The sequence below is a fragment of the Nocardia sp. CA-128927 genome (genome assembly GCF_050955855.1).
GTDB lineage: Bacteria > Actinomycetota > Actinomycetes > Mycobacteriales > Mycobacteriaceae > Nocardia.
In genome coordinates this window covers 5,928,769-5,947,829 of the sequence record NZ_CP192087.1, presented here as the reverse complement: position 1 = coordinate 5,947,829, position 19,061 = coordinate 5,928,769, and the positions used below count along the sequence as shown (strand labels likewise).

Below are 19,061 nucleotides of genomic sequence, written 5' to 3'. Positions count from 1 at the left end.
CCTCAGGCTTCGGAGCGGCTATCGATCAACCTGCGAGCCTTGCCGATCGAACGCGCGAGCGCGGCGGGCGCCACGACATCGACAGCAACGGTGACTCCGATGCGGTCTTTGATCCGCTCCCACCGGACATCGGAATCACGGTGCCGCCCAACCGTTCCGCGCCGTAGTGCGCGCCGAGCCCGCCGGTGAACAAGCCGTAACCGTAGGCGACGTGCACCTTGTCGGTCGGCCTGACCCCGCCTGCGCGGAGGACGCCGTCGAGCGAGCCCGCTTCGGGCGCAACGGAATCTACGACGTCACCGTGACAACCGGCGACGAGATGGTCGCCGAATTCCGAGGCGACAGCAGAACGATCCCCCCGCACGCTAGGGGCGGAGCCACGAACGCGAAATCCTGACCTAGGGCTCGCGAATCATCGCCCACATAGGCGGTTTCGCGGCCACGGGCAGATTGAAGGTGGCGCTCATCGTGAACCCGAATCGCTCGTAGAAGCGGATGTTCTCTTCACGTGTGCAGACCAGGTAGGCCGCGGTGTCCGGCGCACCGGCGAGGCGGTCGGTGATGAGTCGTGCGGCGTAGCCCTGACCGCGGTGGCTGGCGGGTGTCGCGATGTTGGCGAGGTACCAGTGCCGTGGTGTGTGCGGGTGATGTTCGTCCAGCGTGCGGCGAATGGCGAGCGCGGCAGGTGTCCTGGCGCGTAAGGCGGGAAACAGCCCCGGTATCGCGCACAGGGTGCGCGAGAAGGGTTGTTCCCACTGACCGGGCGGATCCCACGTCGCGACTCCGCCGATGTGGTCGTGCTGATCCGTCGCGATCTGCACGCCACCGCCCGGCAGATGGAAGTGCCGCAGGGACGCGGCGAAGTAGCGCGGTAGCGCACGGTAGCGCCTGTTCTGGTCGGGCCAGATGGATGACATGACGGGATCGTCGGCGAAACCTTCGGCGAGGACGGCCGCACACGCGTCGATGTGGGCGGCTGTGGCGGCGAGGGTGGTGATCGGCACGGCGGGGTCTCCTCGGTGGCGTCGTCGCGGTCTCGGTTCCTGGCTACTTGCTCAGTCTCTCAGTCGCTTCTCAGTCGGTGCGGTCAGATTTGTAGATATGCGCATTCAGTTGGTTCGTGGGGGGAATGGAGCTGTCGGATCGGCGGTTTCGCGTCGGTCGGCGGTCGCGGGACTGTTGCCGCAGGTGGATGCGCAGGAGATGGATCGGCCGATGCCGGAGACGGGTTCGATCACGCTGCGTTGGCGGGTCACGTTGCTGGCGGCGTCGGTGGTGGCGGTGGCGGTCGCGCTGGCTGCGATCGTCGCCTATGCAACGGTGTCGCGCGCTTTGTATGCCGAGGTGGACAAGCAGTTGCAGGCGCGGGCCACGGGGATGATCGACAGTGACCTCGATGCGCTCGACTTTCGTTTCGTGCTGACGTTGGGCGGCCTGTACTCCAGTGATGTCTCCATCGCGCTGAAGTATCCGGATGCGGCCCAGTGGGTCGCGCTGCCACGCGACGCGAGTGCGCCGATCGGTGCGCTGGAGGAGGCGGTGGCGCACGGAGCGACCGATTTCTCCTTGCGCACCAGCGACAACAAGCGGGTGCTCGCCCAACGCATGAAAAGCGGTACGACACTCGTCATTTGGCAGTCGCTGCAACCGACGCAGGGTGTGCTGGACCGGTTGTCCTGGCTGATGTTCGTAATCGGCGGCAGCGGTGTGGTTTTGGCTGCCGTGGCAGGCGCCGCGGTCGGCCGCACCGGGTTGCGCCCCGTCGCGCGCTTGACCTCGGCGACCGAGCGGATCGCGCACACCGGCGACCTGACCCCGATCCCGGTCACCGGTGACGACGAACTCGGCAGGCTCACCGAGAGTTTCAACACCATGCTGCTGGCGCTCGCGGAATCGCGTGCGCGACAACGCCGTCTGGTCGCCGACGCCGGACACGAGCTGCGCACCCCGCTGACCTCGCTGCGCACCAACATGGAACTGCTGATCGCCTCGTTCCGCCCCGACGCGCCCGCGATTCCGGAGCAGGACATGGCCGAACTGCGTGCTGATGTGCTCGGCCAAATCGAGGAAATGTCCACGCTGGTCGGCGATCTGGTGGACCTAGCCCGCGAGGAGGCAACCGAGGAGGCCTACGAGCAGGTCGATATCGTCGAAGTGGCAGAGCGTGCACTGGAACGCGCCCGCCGGCGCCGCACCGGCATCAGATTCGTCGCCGACCTACATCCGTGGTTCCTCTACGGCCACGAGGCCGACCTGGAGCGGGCAGTACTCAATGTGCTCGACAACGCGGCCAAGTGGAGCCCCGACGGCGCGGAGGTCGCCGTCACCATGCGCGAAACCGGCACCGGCCTAATGGAATTCGCGGTACACGACGCCGGACCCGGCATCCCGCCCGCGGAGCGAGAGCTGGTCTTCGACCGCTTCTACCGGACCACATCCGCCCGCTCCATGCCCGGATCCGGCCTGGGTCTGGCCATCGTCAAACAAGTCGTGGCGCGACACGGCGGAACGATCACGATCGATACCTCTGATCGCGGCGGCGCACTGATTCGCGTCATGCTGCCGGGCCAGAGTGTGCAACCGGCCGTCGCGCCATAATGCGCGGGTTCGTCAGTCCTCAGGGTCGGGCGGCACCTGGGGGAGACCCTCGCTGGCACGCAGCTTTTCGGCCATGGCGGTGAGCAGGTTCTGCGACTCTTCGGACAGGTCGAAGGCGCGGCTCGACAGGCGGCGCAGCTTGTAGCCCTGCACCTGAGCCAGCAGCGCGAGGTCGTGGTCGATCTTGGCGGCGTAGACGTCGTCGGTGAAGTAGTCGGGTTTCACCTTGAAGAACTTCGCCAGCGCCGCGGTGGTCTCGGCGGACGGTTTGCTGCGGCGGCCCGAGCGTAGTTGGGAGAGATAGGGCTTGGAGAGCGGATGCCCCGCTGCCGTCAGTGCCTCGGAGACCTCGGCGTTCGTGTGTGGCGGTCGTCCTGGCGGATGCACGCTGGCGAACAGCTTGTTCAATCGCTCCGCGAAATCGACCACTGAAGTCGCCAGTCCTTCCCCACAGCCGAACTTGTTGATTCAACGATCCTCGATGTCAGATTAAACGACAACGATCGTTTGCGTTAGTTTTTCGTGATCGGACAGCTACCCGCCAGCCGCGCCAAGGCGGCGGCGTCGGAGCTGCCGGGCTCGGCAAGGCCGACCAGCAGCGACTGTCCTGGCGCGTCCTGGACGTCGAAGGCTTCATAGGTCAGCTCGATTCGCCCGACGACCGGATGGTGGAAGATCTTCGTCTTGTGCCCGAGCTCGGCGACGGTGTGCTCGCGCCATAGCACCGCGAATTCCGTACTGCTGTGCAGAAGTTCGGTTATCAGGGCGGCGAGTTGCGGATCGCGTGGGTCGTGCCCGGTGGCCAGCCGGAGGGTGCGGACGGTATCCCGGGCGACCGTCGGCCATTCGGCGAACAGTTCGCGCGCGGCCGGGTCGACGAACAGGGAGCGAACCATATTGTTGCGGTCGGCCAGGGGAGCGAGCAGTGCGTCGGCGAGAGCGTTCGATGCCAGGACTTCCAGACGCCGGTTGACGATGTAGGCGACGGCGGTGGCGAAGGTGCCCATCATGTTCAGCAGCGTCGGTGACACCGTGTCGCGGTCTTGCGGCTGCCGCGGGATGACACCGGCGAGCCGGAACATGTGGCTGCGGGCGGCCGGGTCGAGGCGCAGTGCGTCGGCGAGGGCGTCGACGACCTGGCCGGACGGGTTTCGCTCGCGGCCCTGCTCGAGGCGGGTGTAGTAGTCGACGCTGACATCCGCGAGGACGGCGACCTCTTCCCTGCGTAGTCCGCTGACCCGGCGCGCTCCGCTGCTGGTCAGCCCGATCGTCGCGGGACTCAGCCGGGCGCGTTGACTGCGCAGGAACTTGCCGAACTCGGTGCGGCTCATCTGTCGGATCCTACGTCGGGCTGCCAGGGTGCCGGGCACCCAGGAAGCCTCGTCCTGCCTGATGACGGCGGTTTCGGCGCAGGATCGTCGGGTGCGGCGGATGGTCCGACCGCGGACGACATCGAGGAGCCGACGTGACCGAAGATCAAGTGAAGGCGTGGGTCGACGGATACGTGCACGCGTGGAAGACCAACGCGATCAAGGACATCGGTGCCCTCTTCACGCCGGACGCGGAGTATCACGAGTGGCCGTATCGCACCGACTGGCTCGGCCGGGACGCGATCATCGAGGGCTGGCGGGGTCGGCTGGAGTGGCAGCAGGGGGGTTGGGAGTTCGAGTGGTCGATCCTGATGATCACCGGCGATACCGTCGCGATCCGCGGTATCGGGGTTTACGCCGAACTCGGCAGCTTCGCCAACCTGTGGGTCGTCACGTTCGACAAACGGGGGGAGTGCTCGATGTTCCGGATGTGGAACAACCAGCTCTGAGCGCGGAACACGTTCAGTGGGTGCTGGTCAACCCGTCGAGGCCGGCGATCAGTTCGGCCGCGGAGATGCCGTCACCGAGGTGTTCGACCACGATCAGGCCGGGCATCATGGTGGTCAACAGGGTGGCGACGGCGGTGGGGTCGGCGGTGGCGGCGATGTGCCCGTCGGCTCGCCAGCGCCGGGACAATTCGGCGAAGTTCGCCTGGGTGGAGCGGTAGTAGTTGCGGACGAGCTCGTGCAGGTGCGGGCGGCGGAGGGCTTCGGTCCACGCTTGCATGGCGAGTTGGGACAGGTCGTACCCTTGCTGCTCGCCGCGCCGATGCAGGGCGGCGACCAGCGCGGTGATGGTTTGATCGGGAGACGGCGTCGGTGTGGCCGCCAGCAGCTCGTCGAACAGGCCGCCGATGAGGCTGAGCGCCTCGTCGGCGGTGGCATCGATCAGGTCGTCCTTGCTGGCGAAGTACCGGTAGACGGCGCTGGTGGACAACCCGGTCGCCGCGACGATCTGGTCCATCGACGTCGCATGAAATCCGTTGCGCGCGAAGCAGGTCCACGCGCTGGTCAGCACATGCCTGCGTCGTTGCGCCCAGAGTTCCTCGCTGATCCGCGGCATGGTCGCAGTTTAAACGGGAACGCTCGTTTCACCTAGCGGTCCGGGTTTCATACCCGGCGGTCGGTCGGCCTCGGCATCGCGAAACCCTCCAGCCCGCCGCCGGATACGCCGCAATGGGACGGAAGAAATAGCACGCCGTTCTGCTAAGCGGTAAATCACTGCGGGACTGGCAATGGTGGGATGTTTCCGCTCCGCATCCTTGTCTGGGTTGAGTTCCTAAAGAGGCTATCTGCGTGTAAGACTAGGTTTGCCTTGCCGAACTGTGGATAGGCTGGGTTTGGTTCGAGTGGGAGTGGATGTGAGAGAACAGGCGTTTGCTTCCGACGCACCCTCGGTCGCCGCTCAGTTGTTCGGAAGCGGTTTGATCGGGGTGCGCGAGGGGCTCGAAACCGGAATCGTGATCATGATTTTGGTCGCTTTCCTGGTGAAATCGGACCGTCGCGAGGCCTTGAAGTGGGTCGCGCTCGGCGTCGGCGCCGCGGTCGCGATGGTCGTCGCGATCTTCGCCGGTATCCGCTACGGCACCTCGACGGTGACCGGCCTTGCCGCGGAGCTGATCGCCGGGCTCGCGTCGCTGGCCGCGGTGGTGATCGTGACGTGGATGGTGTTGTGGATGCGGACCGCGTCCCGATCGATGTCTGGGGAGTTGAAGGCGGGGCTGACGCGCGCGCTCGAAGTCGGCCCGTCGGCGATCGTGGCGCTGGCGTTTCTCGCGGTCGGGCGCGAGGGCGTGGAGACCGCGCTGCTGATGGTCGGATACGCCGAGAACACCTCGGGTAGTCAATGGCCATTGCTCGGGCTGCTGCTGGGCATCGTGGTCGCGGTGGTACTCACCGTGCTGATGTACCTGGGCGCCGTGCGGATCAATTTCGCCACCTTCTTCAAATACACCGGCGCGCTGTTGATCGTGGTCGCCGCCGGGATTCTCGCCTACGGCATCCGGGCGTTGCAGACGGTGGACTGGCTGCCGGGATTGGCGTCGAAGGCCTTCGACATTTCGTCGTGGTACTCGATGTCGAGTTGGTACGGCACGGTCGCGGCGGGCATCTTCAACTTCCGCGCCGACCCGACGGTGCTGCAGGTAATCGGGTGGGTTCTCTACCTGGTCGTGGTGTTGTTCCTATTCCTCCGCCCGGTGCCCGCCGCCGATCCGAACCGGGCGAGTCCTCGGTCTTCGATAGATACCGCGGCCAAGCCGTGACAACGAAAGGTCCACTCTCCGTGCGTTTCTCCATCTTTCCCATAGCAGTCGCGGTGACAGTTCCTGCGTTGTTGGTGTCGTGCACCAGTAAGTCCGACACCGCCGCGGCGGGCGATATCGCGGTCACCGCCGACGACTCCACCTGTTCGGTGGCCAAGGATTCGGCCGAAACCGGCACGGTGACATTCCGTATCGCGAACAACGGCACCAAGGTCACCGAGTTCTACGTGTACGGCATCGGCGAGCGCGTCATCGGTGAGATCGAGAACATCGGCCCCGGACTCACCCGCCAGTTGATCGTGTCGGTACCCGATCCCGGCAAATACCAGACCGCCTGCAAACCGGGCATGGTCGGCGACGGCATCCGCCACGAATTCACCGTGACCGGTCAGGCCCAAAAGCGCGACGAGACCGGCAAACTCGCCGAAGCGGCCGACGGCTACAAGCGCTATCTGCTCAGCCAGATAACCGCGCTGCAGGAGACCACGAAATCCTTTGTCACGGCGATCAAAGCCGGTGACATCGAGTCGGCCAAGAAGCAGTACCCGGTGACCCGCACCTATTACGAACGCATCGAACCGGTCGCCGAGAGCTTCCCGAACGATCTGGATCCGCGCCTGGATCTGCGCGAAGCCGATGTCGCCGCGGGCGACAAGTGGACCGGATTCCACCGGCTGGAAAAGGATCTGTGGGCACAGGGTCTGCAGCCCGACACCAACCAGATGGCCGACCAACTCCTCGCCGATATCGGCGAACTGGTGGCCGGCGTGAACGCGGCGGACTATAAGGTGGATCCGGTCCAGGTCGCGGGCGGTGCGCAGACGCTGCTCGACGAAATCGCGCGCACCAAGATCACCGGTGAGGAAGACACGTTCTCGCACACCGACCTCTGGGACTTCCAGGCCAACGTCGACGGCTCCCAGGCGGCGATCGCGAGCCTGCGCCCCATCATCGACGAGCGCAACCCCGATCTGGGCACGCAGATCGACCGGCGCTTCGCTGAGCTCGACAGCGAACTGGCCAAGTATCGGCAGGGCGACGGTCACGTCAGTTACGAGACGGTCAGCGGTGATCAGCGCGTCGCGCTAGCGCGCATTATCGACGCGTTGTCCGCAGTGGTGAGTCAGGTGCAGGGCGTTGTCGCGGGATCGTGACACCGAAGGCCGCGGCGGCATCTCGCGTCGCGGCCTGATCGGGTCGGCGGGAATCGGCGTCGCGGCGGCCGGGGCCGGGGTGCTGGCCGGGCGGATGTCGAGTCCCGCTGCGGCGGCCGGTGCCTCCGGAATCGTGCCTTTCCGGGCCACCAACCAGGCGGGCATCGTGACTCCCGCGCAGGACCGGCTGCATTTCGCGGTGTTCGACGTGCACACCCGATCGCGCGCCGAGCTGATCGATCTGCTGAAGACCTGGACGTTGATGGCGGAGCGGATGACCTCGGGGCGTGAGGCCGCGCCCGACGGCGCCGTGGGTGCGGGCGCGTACAAGCCGCCGACCGACACGGGTGAAGCCCTCGATCTGACTCCCTCCCGGCTCACGCTGACGATCGGATTCGGCCCGTCGCTGTTCACCACCGCGGACGGCGGCGACCGGTTCGGTATCGCAGCGCGCAAACCGGGTGCTCTCACCGAACTGCCGAAGTTCCAGGGCGATGCGCTCGAACCGGCTCGCAGCGGCGGCGATATCGCGATCCAGGCCTGTGCGGATGACCCGCAGGTCGCGGTGCACGCCATCCGCAACCTCGCGCGCGTCGGGTTCGGCGCGGTGTCGGTGCGCTGGTCCCAGCTCGGGTTCGGTCGCACGTCGTCGACCTCGACCAGTCAGACGACGCCGCGAAACCTGCTGGGGTTCAAGGACGGAACGCGCAACATCAAGGCCGAGGATCACGGCGCCGTCAACAAGTTCGTCTGGGTCGATCGCGGCGACGAACAGCCGTGGCTGGCGGGCGGTTCGTATCTGGTGACGCGCCGGATCCGAATGTTGATCGAGCCTTGGGATCGCACCACGCTGCACGAGCAGGAGCGAGTTATCGGTCGCACCAAGGGATCCGGCGCACCGATGGGCGGCAGGGACGAGTTCGACGAACTCGATCTGCAATCGGCCGGACCGTCCGGGCCGCTGGTCGACACCGACGCGCACGTGCGATTGGCCTCGGCCGAAGAACTCGGCGGCATCCAGATCCTGCGCCGCGGCTACAACTTCACCGACGGCTCAGACGGTTTCGGCCATCTCGACGCCGGACTGTTCTTCATCGCGTACTGCCGCAACCCGATCACTCAGTTCGTGCCGATGCAAAACAACCTCGCCCGCAACGACGCACTCAACGAGTACATCAAACACGTTGGGTCAGCGGTGTTTGCGGTCCCGCCGGGGCTCGGCCCCGATGACTACTGGGGATCGACGCTCTTCGGGAGTTGATCTCGTACGCGCCAGTTATGCTGGCGCGCAACGTCTTCGGCGCGCTGTGCTGGCGCATCCGTTGCCGGTGACGAGCAGCCGATCGTCGATGCGGTGACCGATATCGGGACCGATCGGCATGTTGCGTAAATCCGTGCCGGTGCGCGTCCAGCGCCGGGAGCTCGTGGTGACCCCGAAGGTTCGCGCGGTATCGGCGCGCGCGAGCGGGGATCGAGACTCTGGCAAGCCGGACCATTCCGGCAGTCGACGCTGTGAGCGGGGTCATTTGTGATCATCTGCCATCCGCAGGGATCGGTGCTGTTTCCGTACTGGAACTACCTCGGCTCGTTCACCGGATCCGGTGACCCGCTGGAACTTCCGCAAGTGAGTGCGGCCATCAACGCCCAGGAACTCGGTAAGCGCACCCCGCACGTTCCGATGTTCGTGTACCACGCGCAGAGTGACGAGCTGATCCCCAACGCGGGTACCGATCGGGTGGTAAATCAGTACTGCCAGGATCCGAACGTCAGCATCACCTACAACCGAGAGTTCTTGGCGGAGCACATTTCCGGCATCGTCGGCTGGTTGCCGAAGGGATGCCAGTTCATCATCGATCGGATGAATGGTGTTCCGGCACATACCGGTTGCACCATCGACAGTCCGTACACCACGCTCACCGACGGTGATTTCGTCGACCTGATCGGCAAGGAGTGGCCGCAGATCGCCGCACTGGTCACCGGATTCCCGGTCGGCGCCAGGTAAACCTTGTCCTGCTGCGGATCCCCGCACCGTCACGCGCTGATCAGGCCGTGCGGTGTGAGGCCGGGTAGGTGAGGAGGCGGCGGATGATGACCGTGGCGGCGTCGATGTCGGGCGGGTCGCCGGTGATGAGCTCGCGGTAGTAGAAGGATTCGCCGAGGCGGGTGATGGCGTACGCCAGGGTGGTGGCGTCGATGTCGGGGGGTTCGCCGATCTCCTGCCGGATGGCGGCGGCGATTCGGGTGATGAACCGCTGCTGGATGACGCCGTGCTTGGAGGTCATGACGCGCAGGGCGGTGTCGGTGTGCTGGCCGACGAAGGCGCGCATGCCGGAATGTCCGGCGCTCGCGTGCAGTAGTTTGCCGATCATCTCGGCAAGTCCGTCGGCGCCGCGGCCGCGGAATTCCGGTCGTAGGGTCGCGATGCTCGGCGCCGACAACGCCCAGATGACCTCGCCGAGGATTCGGTCGCGGTCGCCATAGCGGCGATACAGCGTGGCTCGGCCGATGCCCGCCGCCTTGGCCAGGAAGCGCAGGTCGATCCAGCCGTCGCGTTCGAACATCGCGACCGCGATCTTGAGCAGCGGATCGTCCGGTGCGAAGGGGGTCACCTGCTCTGGCTCGTGAGACATCACTCGATCAGTGTCCCATAGAGAATCTGCGGCTGGCCAGCGATTTATATGCTGAACACAACTCACCCTACAGATTAGCGGGCTGCCGACCTTGCGACTGGGACACTATGCATCTAGTGTCTCAGTTATCGAGACACGTAGCCCTGGGTGTCTCATCATGGAAGGAAGGGGAAGCCGATGTCGGTGACCCAAGCGCGGATCGCGCATTACCTTGCCGCCGCGGGCGTTGTTACTGCCTTGGCGTGGCAGTCGGATCTACGAGCGTTCGCGCTGACCAATCTGGTGGTCCAGGCGGTGCTCTTCGTGGCGTTGGCGTGTGTGCCCGCGTATCGCACCGGATTCATGACCTATGTCGACCTGGCCTGGCCGTGGGGTCTGGCGGCACTGGGTGTGTTGACGCTCGTATTCGGTGATCTCAGTTCCCCGCTCACGATCGCCGTCGCGGCGATCTACCTGGCCATGGGTGGCCGGATGGGTATCTGGGCCGTTCGAATGGTTGGCAGCGGGGGACTGACCGCGGAGATGGCACGGTACCGCTATCAGCGAAGGCGTTGGGAGCGCGCGGGTTTGCGCAGTGAACGGCTCTCGATGCAGGTCGAGATCATGCTGCAAGGGGTGGCCAACATGGGCATCCTCGCCATTCCCGCATTGCTCGCCGCCGCGGGATCGCGCTCGCTCGGTGCGGTGGAGATCGTGGCGCTCGTCGTGTGGGCGTTGTTCTATGGTTTCGAGTCAGTGGCGGATTGGCAGAAGGCGCGCTTCGGCGCGCTGAGCGAACAGCAGGGCATCAAGCGCAGCTGCGATGTCGGCCTGTGGCGATACAGCCGGCACCCCAACTACTTCGGTCAGTGGATGCAGTGGAACGCCCTCATCGTGCTGGTGCTGCCGACCTTGCTGAACCGCTTTTCCGATACAGCCATCGTCGCGTGGATCATCACGCTGGTCGGTTTGCTGGGCATCTCCAAGGCCCTCTACAACACCCTCGTCTATTACACCGGCGCCGTCCCCGCGGAGCATTACAGCCTGAAATCGCGCCCCGACTACGCCGGATACCAGGCGATCACCAGCAGGTTCTTCCCGCGACCGCGCCGCACCGTCAGTCCCATGGTCGCCGACAGTTAGTGGTGGGTCCCCTGATCTCGCGGTTCACCTGACGCACGGCGCGTTCCCGCGGGCAAACCTGTCCGCTACGCGCAATTGGTTGTCAAGATTTCGCCTTCCTGTCGCGTTACTCCGGCGCTACCGTTGGAGTTGCGCCCTTCCGGATGCGCGAATCAGTCGAAATCAATTGCAGGACAATGGTATTCCTGCGTGCGCTGTTATGAGGGGCTCGATGTCAACCACTACTATCATGCTGCCCGGCAGTGGCCAGGTCAGCCCGCGCGGTGTTCATCCGCGGGCGGGCCTGGTGTTGTTCATGGTGTGCTCGGCGATCTTCATGCTGATGCTCGACGTCACCGTCGTGTCCGCCACGCTGGCCGATATCCGCGCGGACTTCAATACCTCGATCGATGGCTTGCAGTGGGTTATCGATGCGTACGCGCTTCCGTTGGCGGGTGTGCTGCTGACGTTCGCGACGGTTGGTGATCGCTACGGGCCGTGAAACGGCTCGATGCCGCGCGGGAACGGTTCATCGACGCGCAGAAGCCCAACACCAGGAACGAGGGCGAGCAGTCGTCGGCCTGAGATGCTTGTGCCTTGTGCCCTGCACACGGGACACTGTTCTGTTCGGACCGACACGTGAGGGGTGCTCATGGGTGGAGATAGGCGATATACGCGAGCCGAGCTGCGGCAACACGAGCAAGACCAGCAAGACCCGCGCTGGCTGGCGTGGCTGGCCGAGATGGACGACCAGATCGACCGGTTCCGTACCGAAACAGTGCCGGGTCTGTCCGCAGGTCCGTGGGATGCCGAGGATCTGCGCAGTGTCGAGCGGGCACTGCTGGAGCGGTTCCCGGACGTAGACGACGCCGAAGGCCCCGAACATCAGGAAACGGTGGACCAGTTCGCCCGTTTCATCGGAGAAGTCTTCCGGCGCAATTTCGAGGGTCATTGGTACAACAACACCGACGCCGATGATCAACGTCGCGGATTCGGGCCGTCGCTTCGCGAGGGATACAACCCGGCGTATCTGGAGCCGGTGCGGCTGGTGTTCGCCGCCCTGGATCGCGGGACCGGATCGGAGTGGGCACGGGTATTCGGATTCTCGCAGAAGCGTTACGCGGAATGGGCTGCCACGGGTCGACCGCAGCCGCAGTACTGAGATGGCGGCGGGGGGCTAGTGTCCTGCGCCTGAAATTCGTTCAATTTATTCCGGGATGTGTTGGTGGGGGCGTAGGTTCGGTGCGTGGTGATGGGGCGACCGAAGTCCGAATTGGTGCTCAGTGATGAGGAGCGGGCGGCGTTGACCCGTGGTGCGCGCGCGGCGAGTTCGTCGCAGGCGTATGCGCTACGATGCCGAATCGTGCTCGCCTGCGCCGAGCCCGCTCCCAACACCGAAGTTGCTGTGCGGCTTGGGGTTTCGGCACCGACGGTGGGTAAGTGGCGGTCACGGTTCGTGGCCTCGCGGTTGGCTGGTTTGGCCGATGAGCAGCGGCCGGGTCGGCCGCCGTCGATTCTGCTCGACCAGGTCGAAGAGGTCCTCACCGACACGTTGGCTTCGAGCCCGGTGAACGCGACGCACTGGTCGCGGGCCTCGATGGCAGCTCACAGCGGATTGTCGAAATCGACGATCGGGCGGATCTGGCGCAGGTTCGACCTCAAACCGCATATCCAGGACGGATTCAAGCTCTCGACAGATCCGCTGTTCGTGGAGAAAGTCGTCGATGTTGTTGGCCTGTACCACAATCCGCCCGAGCAGGCCGTGGTTCTGTGCGTGGACGAGAAGAGTCAGATCCAGGCACTGGACCGTTCCCAGCCAGTATTGCCGATGATGCCGGGCATGCCCGAAAGACGCACCCATGACTACCAACGTCACGGCACCACAACACTTTTCGCGGCATTCAACGTCGCCGACGGCACCGTGATCAGCGAGCTGCACCGACACCACCGCGCAGCCCAGTACAAGAAGCTTCTGGTCGCCATCGACAAGGCAGTGCCGGCCGAGTTGGACGTGCACATCGTGTGCGACAACCTCGCCACCCACAAAACCCCGGCCGTCTACCAGTGGCTGGCACGGCACCCGCGCTTCCACGTGCACTTCACCCCGACCGGCTCATCCTGGCTCAACCAGGTCGAACGCTGGTTCGCCTACCTCACCGACCAACTCCTGCGTCGCGGCGTGCACACCAGCGTCCAGTCACTCGAACGCCAGGTAAACGCATGGATCACCACATGGAACGACAACCCGAAACCGTTCGTATGGAAGAAGACCGCCGAGGAAATCCTCAACTCCCTGGCGAAATATCTTCAACGAATTTCAGGCGCAGGACACTAGCCAGTGTTTTGAAAGTGGGTGAGGGCGGGCAGGTGCCCGCCCTCACCCGTGTCGGAGCCATTGGTCGATGGCTGTGATGTGGACGGTGGCCTGGTAGCGGACGGCGAGTTTGTCGTATCTGGTTGCCATGGCACGGTTTTCCTTCAACTGGCCGATACCGCATTCCACGGCATGGCGTTGCTTGTAGTCCTCGGCGTCGAACGCTGGTGGTCGCCCACCGGCGGAGCCTTTCTTCTTGCGGTTGTCGGTTTGGTCGGTCTTGATCGGGATGGTGGCTTTGATCCCGCGTCCGCGCAGGTGTGCGCGGTTGGCGCGGGAACTGTAGGCCTTGTCGGCGCGTACCCGCTCGGGCCGGGTGCGCGGGCGTCCCTTCCCGAGGCGGGGCACCGCGATACCGGCGAGCACGGCGGTGAACTGTGGGCTGTCGCCGCGCTGACCGGCGGTGATCAGGAAGGACAGCACCTTGCGGCCCTGCTCGGACGCCAGGTGGGTTTTGGTGGTCCATCCACCACGGGAACGCCCGAGCCCGTGATCGGCGGGCTCGATGTCGACCCCGCCAGGCGGCTCGGACTGGGCGTGGCCGTCGCGGCGGGCCCCGGCGGCATGCCGATGCGCTCGGGCGATGGTGGAATCCACACTCACCTGCCACCCGATGCGACCGGCGGCATCGGCGAACGCTTGCAGCATCTTCCAGATCAGCGTCCACACCCCCGCACGCTGCCAGCGACGGAACAGCCCGTATACCGTCTGCCAGTGCCCGTAATACTCGGGCACGTCCCGCCACGGTGTCCCGCATCGGGTGCGCCATCGAATCCCGTCGATGAGCTGTCGTTTCGTCCACTTCGGCGGGCGGCCCGCCTTTTTGCCACGAGGCAACAGCGGTTCCAGCCGCGCCCACTGGGCATCGGTCAGATCCGCGCGCCTCGCCACCGATACGCTGGTCACGAGGTCTCCGGTATTCAGGTTCTTCTTCGTCGCTGAACCATCTACCGGAGACCTCCCTTCATCTGGTCACCGACACGCCAACGCAGGCAACACCTTCTGCATTCCACGGGTTGAGGGGCGCCGCTACACGGCGCCCCTCAACCCGAAACACTTTCAAAACACTGGCTAGATGGAGTAGTCGGCGCAGGCTCGATGTGTCATACGCGGGAAGGTCGGGATGCGTTGCGAGGGCGAAGAGTTGGGGTTCGACTAGGAACAGGTTCGTGATGCGGTGCTGTTCGATCGCGGTAAGGACGACGGTGGGGTCGAAGGGCGTGGGGGAGTCGAGCAGGACGACCTGACCGTCGGCCGCCAGTGCGCTGTCGACGAGAGTCTGTGCCAGATAAGCGAGAGGCGTGACGACCAGCAGCCGCGGTCGGGGTTCGCGAACCGTGCCGACGAAGGAGCTGTGGTCGGCGTAGGTGTGGCAGCTGCCTTTCGGCGTGCCGGTGGTGCCGCCGCTGAACACGATGAAACACAGATCCTCGGGCGAGGCCTGACGATGGATGGGGGTGGCGGGCATGGTCGCCGCAAGCGCGAGTAGGTCGGTGCAGCCGGGCGCGGCACCGAGACTGTAGGCCCCGTCCCTGGCGAAGCGAGGCGAGGTCACCAGCACGTCCGCCGCCGTGAATGTGAGGAGCTCATCGGTCGCGCGGGCGGGAAAGATCGCGGCGCAGGCTCCGAGCAGGTGAGTCGCCATGCGCACGGCGATGACGTCCGGACTGTTCTCGGCGTGGATCGCCACCAGGCGACCAGCGGACACCCCGGCGGTACGCAGAGCGGCGGCCAGCCGATAGACGAGATCGGCCAGCTCAGCCCCCGTCAAGGACCGTTTGTTGTGGATGAGGGCGATATCGTTTCGCCCGGCCAATGACTCGACCGCGCGATCTGTCTGGGACCGAAACTCGACCATCGAGAGCTCCTCTGCGTCGGAGCATGCGGTTCGTCAGGGGGAGGGGTGGCCGGATAGGTCTGTGGCGCCGACCATTCGGAGGGCGAGGACGGCGTAGTGGTCGGCGATGGCTTCGGGGGTGAAGCGTCCGTGGTCGCGGAACCAGCGCGCGACGTCGATGCCGAGGGAGAGCACGGCGATGGAGGTCATGTCGGGGTTGTCGGCGTGGAAGACGCCGCTGGCGTTACCGGCGTGCAGTATCCCGCGGACCATGGTGAGGGCTTCGCGGCGGATCGTGAGGATCTCCGTGCGGTGTTCCGGGCGCAGCGCTGCCAGTTCGTAGCTGACGATGCGCGCGAGGGTGTGGTTCACCGCGTATTCGCGGACGAAGGCGTGGATCAGCCCGGCCAGCTGGCGGGCCGGGTCGTCGGTGGCCGCGATCTGCTCGGCGAACGCGCGGACCGTACGTTGGTGGCCGGCCAGCGCGATCAGGTAGAGCAGGTCTTCCTTCGACTTGTGGTGCACATACACCGCCGCCGGGCTCATGCCCGCCCCCGCGGCGATATCGCGGGTGGTGGTGCCGTGGAAGCCCTTGATCCCGAACGCGTCTATCGCGGAGGCGAGCAGGCGGTCCTTCGGGTTCGCCGGGGAGTGTGTGGTGTCGGTCATACGCCTCCTTCTCCGTATTGACGAGTATGGCAACTTCGGAGCAAACTAAGCAAGCGCTCATAGGTAAGCAAACGTTTAGTCGCTGTATTTCGTTTCGGCAGATCGCTCCACTCTCGAACAGAGGACGGACTGATGAATGAAAACGAGTTCGCGCAATACGTAGAGCTGTACAACTCCGGCAACTATCGCGAGGTAGTGAACAGCTACTACCACCACAATATTCGGATCGACATCTACGGCGTGAACTTCACCCGTGGCGCGTCGGACACCCTGCAGTGGCTGCAGAACAACCATGACGGCTTGGTCGAGACCATGCTCGTCGACGACCTCTGGATCAGCGCGAATCGTCGCGATGTCTACGTGCGGGTGCGGGAGAGATTGGTGGCGCTCGAGACCGTGAAACGGTTGGCATCCGGGCCATTGGCGCCGGGTCAGGTAAGGACGACCAGCTTCCGTGCCCACTATCTCGTCAGGGACGGCAAATTCGTCCGCATTACCCTAGATCTCCCGACCGACCAGTCGTCGCGGACCGATGAGCCGGTCAGTGTGCCGGTGGCTGCTCGTGACTTTCGGCCGCGCGAGGTGGTTACTCCCGTCATCGAGTCGGACGACTACGCGTTCGATGATGCGCAGCAATGGATAATCGACAGCCCGCAACGCTCCTTCCGGCAGTGAAGGAGAGTTGTAGCCATGCCACTGGATGCGGCTATCGAAATCCTCGTCAAGCAATTGGAAGCCGTGCCGCCGCCCGCCAGGGAGCTGACCATCGCCGAGAAGCGGGCACGAAATGCGCTACTGGCGCTTGCCATGTCGCCGAACCCGCCACTTCAGGTCAGCTCGATCGGTGACGACAACCTGGCCGGGGTGCCGGTGCGGGTTTATCGGCCGAAAGCGACCGGCCGGGTACCGACTGTCGCCTATTTCCACGGTGGCGCATTCGTATACGGCGATCTGGACACGCATGACGAGGTTGCTCGTCGATTGTCCAGGGACGTCGGTGCGGTGGTGGTCAGCGTCGGCTATCGGCTCGCCCCGGAACACCTATATCCCGCCGCGCACGACGACTGCCTGGCAGTGACGCGGTGGATCGCCGACCACATCGATGAATACGGCGGTGCGAATCTCGCGGTGGCGGGGGACAGTTCAGGGGCGAACCTGGCCGCCGGGGTCGCCCTCGGCTTTCGGGACGAGGGCAGGCCGCTGGCCGGACAACTGCTCGCCTACCCCAATCTCGATCTCTCCCACCGCATCAACTATCCGTCGTACAGCGTTTACGTGACCGGCGACGTGATGGCGCCCGGTGAAGCCGCCGACTTCGCCAAGCTCTATCTCTCCAGCGACCCCACCGCCTGTGACCGCGCGCCCGCCTCGCCGCTGCTCGCGACGGATTTCACCGGCCTCGCCCCGGCCGTGATCGCCACCGCCGAGTTCGACCCGGTGCAGGACGAATGCCTCGCCTACGCACACGCTCTCACCACCGCCGGGGTACCGGTCAAGACACTCGTCTACCCCGGACTCATCCACGGCTTCCTCAACCTGGAGGCCGTCTCTCCGGCCGCCGCCGGTGCCGTCGGTGAGGTGTTCGGTGAGTTCGCGGAACTCCTCAATGGTCCTGTGGTTTTGGAGAATCCGCGCGATCGGAGTGCTGTTGCGTGAAGTCCCGGCGGCGGGGAACATGGCCGTGGAGGGATGTCATGACACGAGACTTCGTAGATAGTTCCGCATCGATCCCCGGACCTCGCGGCGGGGTAGACGGCCTAGCCGATATCGCGGCCGCGGGCGGTCTGCACAACTATCAGCTGCGGCTGCACGCCGAGTACGGGCCGGTCGTCCGTTTCGCGTTGCCCGGCGCGGAGACGGCGGTGTCGGTCGCGGATCCGGTGTTGCTGGAAGCTACGGCGAAGATCGATGAGCGCCCGGACAAGCTGTTCGAATTCCTTGCGCCACTTCAGGAGTCGGGCAATCTCCAGACCATCCCCGAGGAAGAGCACACACCTTGGCGGCGGGTGTTGTTGTCGGTGCTGGCCGGACGTCGTTCGCACGAGGCGCACTTCGGGCAGTTCGTGAACCTGGCCTGCGGGCTGGCCGATCAGTGGGCCGAAGCCTCGTCGCAGGGCCCAATAGCCTTGCAGCAGAACCTGAGTACGTTGTCGCTGCGGATGATCTGCGAGTACGCGCTCGGCAGCGGAACGGCTTCCCCGGAACAAGCCGAACAGATCGTGTCGGCATTCGAGGATGTACTGACCGAGCAGCTGGCTCGGTTGTATCACGTCGAGATGCCGGGCACCGACGAGGAACGCGCAGTCCGCGCGCAGCAGGCACTGACGTATCTGCGAGCGGTCGTGGATGACGTGCTGGCAGCCCATCAGTCCGGCGCTCAGCAGAGCGACAGCAGTGACCTGATCGCTGCCCTGGCCGACGCGGGCCAGTCCCCGGCGCGGATCCGGGACACCGTCTTGATGACGATGCTGGCCGCACACCACACCACCGGCGTCGCCATCTCATGGACGCTGTACCTACTCGCGCAGCATCCGGACGCGGCCGAACGTGTCGCCGAAGAACTCGACCGCGTCCTCGGCGACCGCCTCGCTCCCGACTACGCGGACCTGAAGCACCTGACGTATCTGACCATGGTGCTCAAGGAATCGATGCGCCTCTACCCGCCGGGACCCTACGGTGCCCGCGAAGCAACCGAAGAGCTCCACATCGGCGACTACACGATCACCGCGGGCACCACGATCTTCTACCCGATCTGGGCCGTGCACCTGAACCCCGAATATTGGCCGAGCCCAGAGCTTTTCCGCCCGGAACGGTTCTCCGCGGAAGAATCCGCCGCACGCCCGAGACTGGCCTACATCCCGTTCGGCGTCGGCCCACGCAGCTGCGAAGGCGCCTCGTTGGCCACGATCGAAGCCGAACTCACCCTCGCGATCCTGCTGCGCCGTTTCCGCTTCGAACTCGCCGCCGAGCACCCGGTGGTCTCCATCGAACGCTTCGTACTCTGGGCGGCCGACGACATCTGGATGAATCTCACGGCGCGTCAGCCTGTTGAGCTCTGCTGAGTG

The 19,061-nt window shown here is 65.1% G+C and carries 21 protein-coding genes and 2 pseudogenes; 13 read left to right on the top strand and 10 right to left on the bottom strand.

Annotation, left to right across the window (positions count from 1 at the left end):
* Positions 1-2: 2 nt before the first annotated feature.
* The 3 genes and pseudogenes from ACQPW1_RS27855 to ACQPW1_RS27845 form a co-directional block, all read right to left on the bottom strand.
* Positions 3-74 (bottom strand): hypothetical protein, encoded by a 72-nt coding sequence (locus ACQPW1_RS27855; RefSeq protein WP_433665351.1) that lies wholly within the window; start codon positions 72-74, stop codon positions 3-5.
* A gap of 44 nt (positions 75-118) precedes the next feature.
* Positions 119-250 (bottom strand): annotated as a pseudogene (locus ACQPW1_RS27850) (phenylacetate--CoA ligase); the annotation flags it as partial.
* Between the two features lie 148 nt (positions 251-398).
* Positions 399-1,004 (bottom strand): GNAT family N-acetyltransferase, encoded by a 606-nt coding sequence (locus tag ACQPW1_RS27845; RefSeq protein WP_433654556.1) that lies wholly within the window; start codon positions 1,002-1,004, stop codon positions 399-401.
* A gap of 199 nt (positions 1,005-1,203) precedes the next feature.
* Here ACQPW1_RS27845 and ACQPW1_RS27840 point away from each other — a divergent pair, with 199 nt between their 5' ends.
* The gene (locus tag ACQPW1_RS27840; protein WP_433665350.1) at positions 1,204-2,598 is read left to right on the top strand and encodes an ATP-binding protein; all 1,395 of its coding nucleotides are present in this window, start codon (positions 1,204-1,206) and stop codon (positions 2,596-2,598) included.
* A gap of 12 nt (positions 2,599-2,610) precedes the next feature.
* Here ACQPW1_RS27840 and ACQPW1_RS27835 read toward each other — a convergent pair whose 3' ends face one another.
* Positions 2,611-3,027 carry a helix-turn-helix domain-containing protein gene (locus ACQPW1_RS27835; protein WP_433654554.1) on the bottom strand — a complete coding sequence of 139 codons (417 nt, stop codon included), beginning with the start codon at positions 3,025-3,027 and terminating at the stop codon, positions 2,611-2,613.
* 83 nt (positions 3,028-3,110) lie between these two features.
* Positions 3,111-3,929: a helix-turn-helix transcriptional regulator gene (locus tag ACQPW1_RS27830; RefSeq protein ID WP_433654552.1), complete on the bottom strand. Its 819-nt coding sequence runs from the start codon at positions 3,927-3,929 to the stop codon at positions 3,111-3,113.
* A gap of 134 nt (positions 3,930-4,063) precedes the next feature.
* Between ACQPW1_RS27830 and ACQPW1_RS27825 the strand changes: the two genes are divergently transcribed.
* Entirely contained in the window at positions 4,064-4,417 is a 354-nt protein-coding gene (locus tag ACQPW1_RS27825) for a nuclear transport factor 2 family protein (RefSeq protein WP_433654551.1), read from the top strand.
* Positions 4,418-4,430: 13 nt separating this feature from the next.
* Here the strand turns inward: ACQPW1_RS27825 and ACQPW1_RS27820 are convergent, their stop codons facing one another.
* Positions 4,431-5,030 (bottom strand): TetR/AcrR family transcriptional regulator, encoded by a 600-nt coding sequence (locus tag ACQPW1_RS27820; RefSeq protein ID WP_433654550.1) that lies wholly within the window; start codon positions 5,028-5,030, stop codon positions 4,431-4,433.
* A 298-nt stretch (positions 5,031-5,328) separates the two neighbouring features.
* Here ACQPW1_RS27820 and efeU point away from each other — a divergent pair, with 298 nt between their 5' ends.
* The 4 genes from efeU (at position 5,329) to ACQPW1_RS27800 (ending at position 9,387) form a co-directional block, all read left to right on the top strand.
* Complete coding sequence (efeU, locus tag ACQPW1_RS27815; RefSeq protein ID WP_433654549.1) at positions 5,329-6,231, top strand: iron uptake transporter permease EfeU; 903 nt, start codon at positions 5,329-5,331, stop codon at positions 6,229-6,231.
* Positions 6,232-6,251: 20 nt separating this feature from the next.
* The gene (efeO, locus tag ACQPW1_RS27810) at positions 6,252-7,385 is read left to right on the top strand and encodes an iron uptake system protein EfeO (protein WP_433654548.1); all 1,134 of its coding nucleotides are present in this window, start codon (positions 6,252-6,254) and stop codon (positions 7,383-7,385) included.
* Positions 7,369-8,646, top strand: coding sequence for an iron uptake transporter deferrochelatase/peroxidase subunit (efeB, locus tag ACQPW1_RS27805; protein WP_433654547.1), 1,278 nt, complete (start codon positions 7,369-7,371; stop codon positions 8,644-8,646). The genes efeO and efeB overlap by 17 nt, the downstream gene beginning before the upstream one ends.
* Before the next feature lie 267 nt (positions 8,647-8,913).
* Positions 8,914-9,387, top strand: coding sequence for a lipase family protein (locus tag ACQPW1_RS27800; RefSeq protein ID WP_433654546.1), 474 nt, complete (start codon positions 8,914-8,916; stop codon positions 9,385-9,387).
* 40 nt (positions 9,388-9,427) lie between these two features.
* On the opposite strand, the gene ACQPW1_RS27795 is transcribed toward ACQPW1_RS27800, so the two are convergent.
* Positions 9,428-10,015 carry a QsdR family transcriptional regulator gene (locus tag ACQPW1_RS27795; protein WP_433654545.1) on the bottom strand — a complete coding sequence of 196 codons (588 nt, stop codon included), beginning with the start codon at positions 10,013-10,015 and terminating at the stop codon, positions 9,428-9,430.
* A 177-nt stretch (positions 10,016-10,192) separates the two neighbouring features.
* Here ACQPW1_RS27795 and ACQPW1_RS27790 point away from each other — a divergent pair, with 177 nt between their 5' ends.
* From ACQPW1_RS27790 to ACQPW1_RS27775, 4 genes and pseudogenes are all read left to right on the top strand, one after another.
* Positions 10,193-11,137, top strand: a complete 945-nt coding sequence (locus tag ACQPW1_RS27790; protein ID WP_433654544.1) for a DUF1295 domain-containing protein — start codon at positions 10,193-10,195, stop codon at positions 11,135-11,137.
* A gap of 283 nt (positions 11,138-11,420) precedes the next feature.
* Positions 11,421-11,612 (top strand): annotated as a pseudogene (locus ACQPW1_RS27785) (MFS transporter); the annotation flags it as partial.
* Positions 11,613-11,768: 156 nt separating this feature from the next.
* A complete protein-coding gene (locus ACQPW1_RS27780) occupies positions 11,769-12,278 on the top strand; it encodes a hypothetical protein (RefSeq protein WP_433654543.1) in 510 nt (169 codons plus the stop codon).
* A gap of 90 nt (positions 12,279-12,368) precedes the next feature.
* On the top strand, positions 12,369-13,451 hold the full coding sequence (locus tag ACQPW1_RS27775) for an IS630 family transposase (protein ID WP_433654541.1): 1,083 nt from the start codon (positions 12,369-12,371) through the stop codon (positions 13,449-13,451).
* 42 nt (positions 13,452-13,493) lie between these two features.
* Here the strand turns inward: ACQPW1_RS27775 and ACQPW1_RS27770 are convergent, their stop codons facing one another.
* Genes ACQPW1_RS27770 through ACQPW1_RS27760 form a run of 3 tightly spaced genes read right to left on the bottom strand, consistent with a single transcriptional unit; the run spans position 13,494 to position 15,996 of the window.
* A complete protein-coding gene (locus ACQPW1_RS27770; RefSeq protein WP_433654540.1) occupies positions 13,494-14,396 on the bottom strand; it encodes an IS5 family transposase in 903 nt (300 codons plus the stop codon).
* 58 nt (positions 14,397-14,454) lie between these two features.
* Positions 14,455-15,348, bottom strand: coding sequence for an AMP-binding protein (locus ACQPW1_RS27765; RefSeq protein WP_433654539.1), 894 nt, complete (start codon positions 15,346-15,348; stop codon positions 14,455-14,457).
* Between the two features lie 33 nt (positions 15,349-15,381).
* Entirely contained in the window at positions 15,382-15,996 is a 615-nt protein-coding gene (locus ACQPW1_RS27760; RefSeq protein WP_433654537.1) for a TetR family transcriptional regulator, read from the bottom strand.
* 132 nt (positions 15,997-16,128) lie between these two features.
* Between ACQPW1_RS27760 and ACQPW1_RS27755 the strand changes: the two genes are divergently transcribed.
* Genes ACQPW1_RS27755 through ACQPW1_RS27745 form a run of 3 tightly spaced genes read left to right on the top strand, consistent with a single transcriptional unit; the run spans position 16,129 to position 19,058 of the window.
* On the top strand, positions 16,129-16,671 hold the full coding sequence (locus tag ACQPW1_RS27755) for a hypothetical protein (RefSeq protein WP_433654536.1): 543 nt from the start codon (positions 16,129-16,131) through the stop codon (positions 16,669-16,671).
* A gap of 15 nt (positions 16,672-16,686) precedes the next feature.
* Positions 16,687-17,652, top strand: a complete 966-nt coding sequence (locus ACQPW1_RS27750; RefSeq protein ID WP_433654535.1) for an alpha/beta hydrolase — start codon at positions 16,687-16,689, stop codon at positions 17,650-17,652.
* Between the two features lie 38 nt (positions 17,653-17,690).
* The gene (locus tag ACQPW1_RS27745) at positions 17,691-19,058 is read left to right on the top strand and encodes a cytochrome P450 (RefSeq protein WP_433654533.1); all 1,368 of its coding nucleotides are present in this window, start codon (positions 17,691-17,693) and stop codon (positions 19,056-19,058) included.
* Positions 19,059-19,061: the final 3 nt, after the last annotated feature.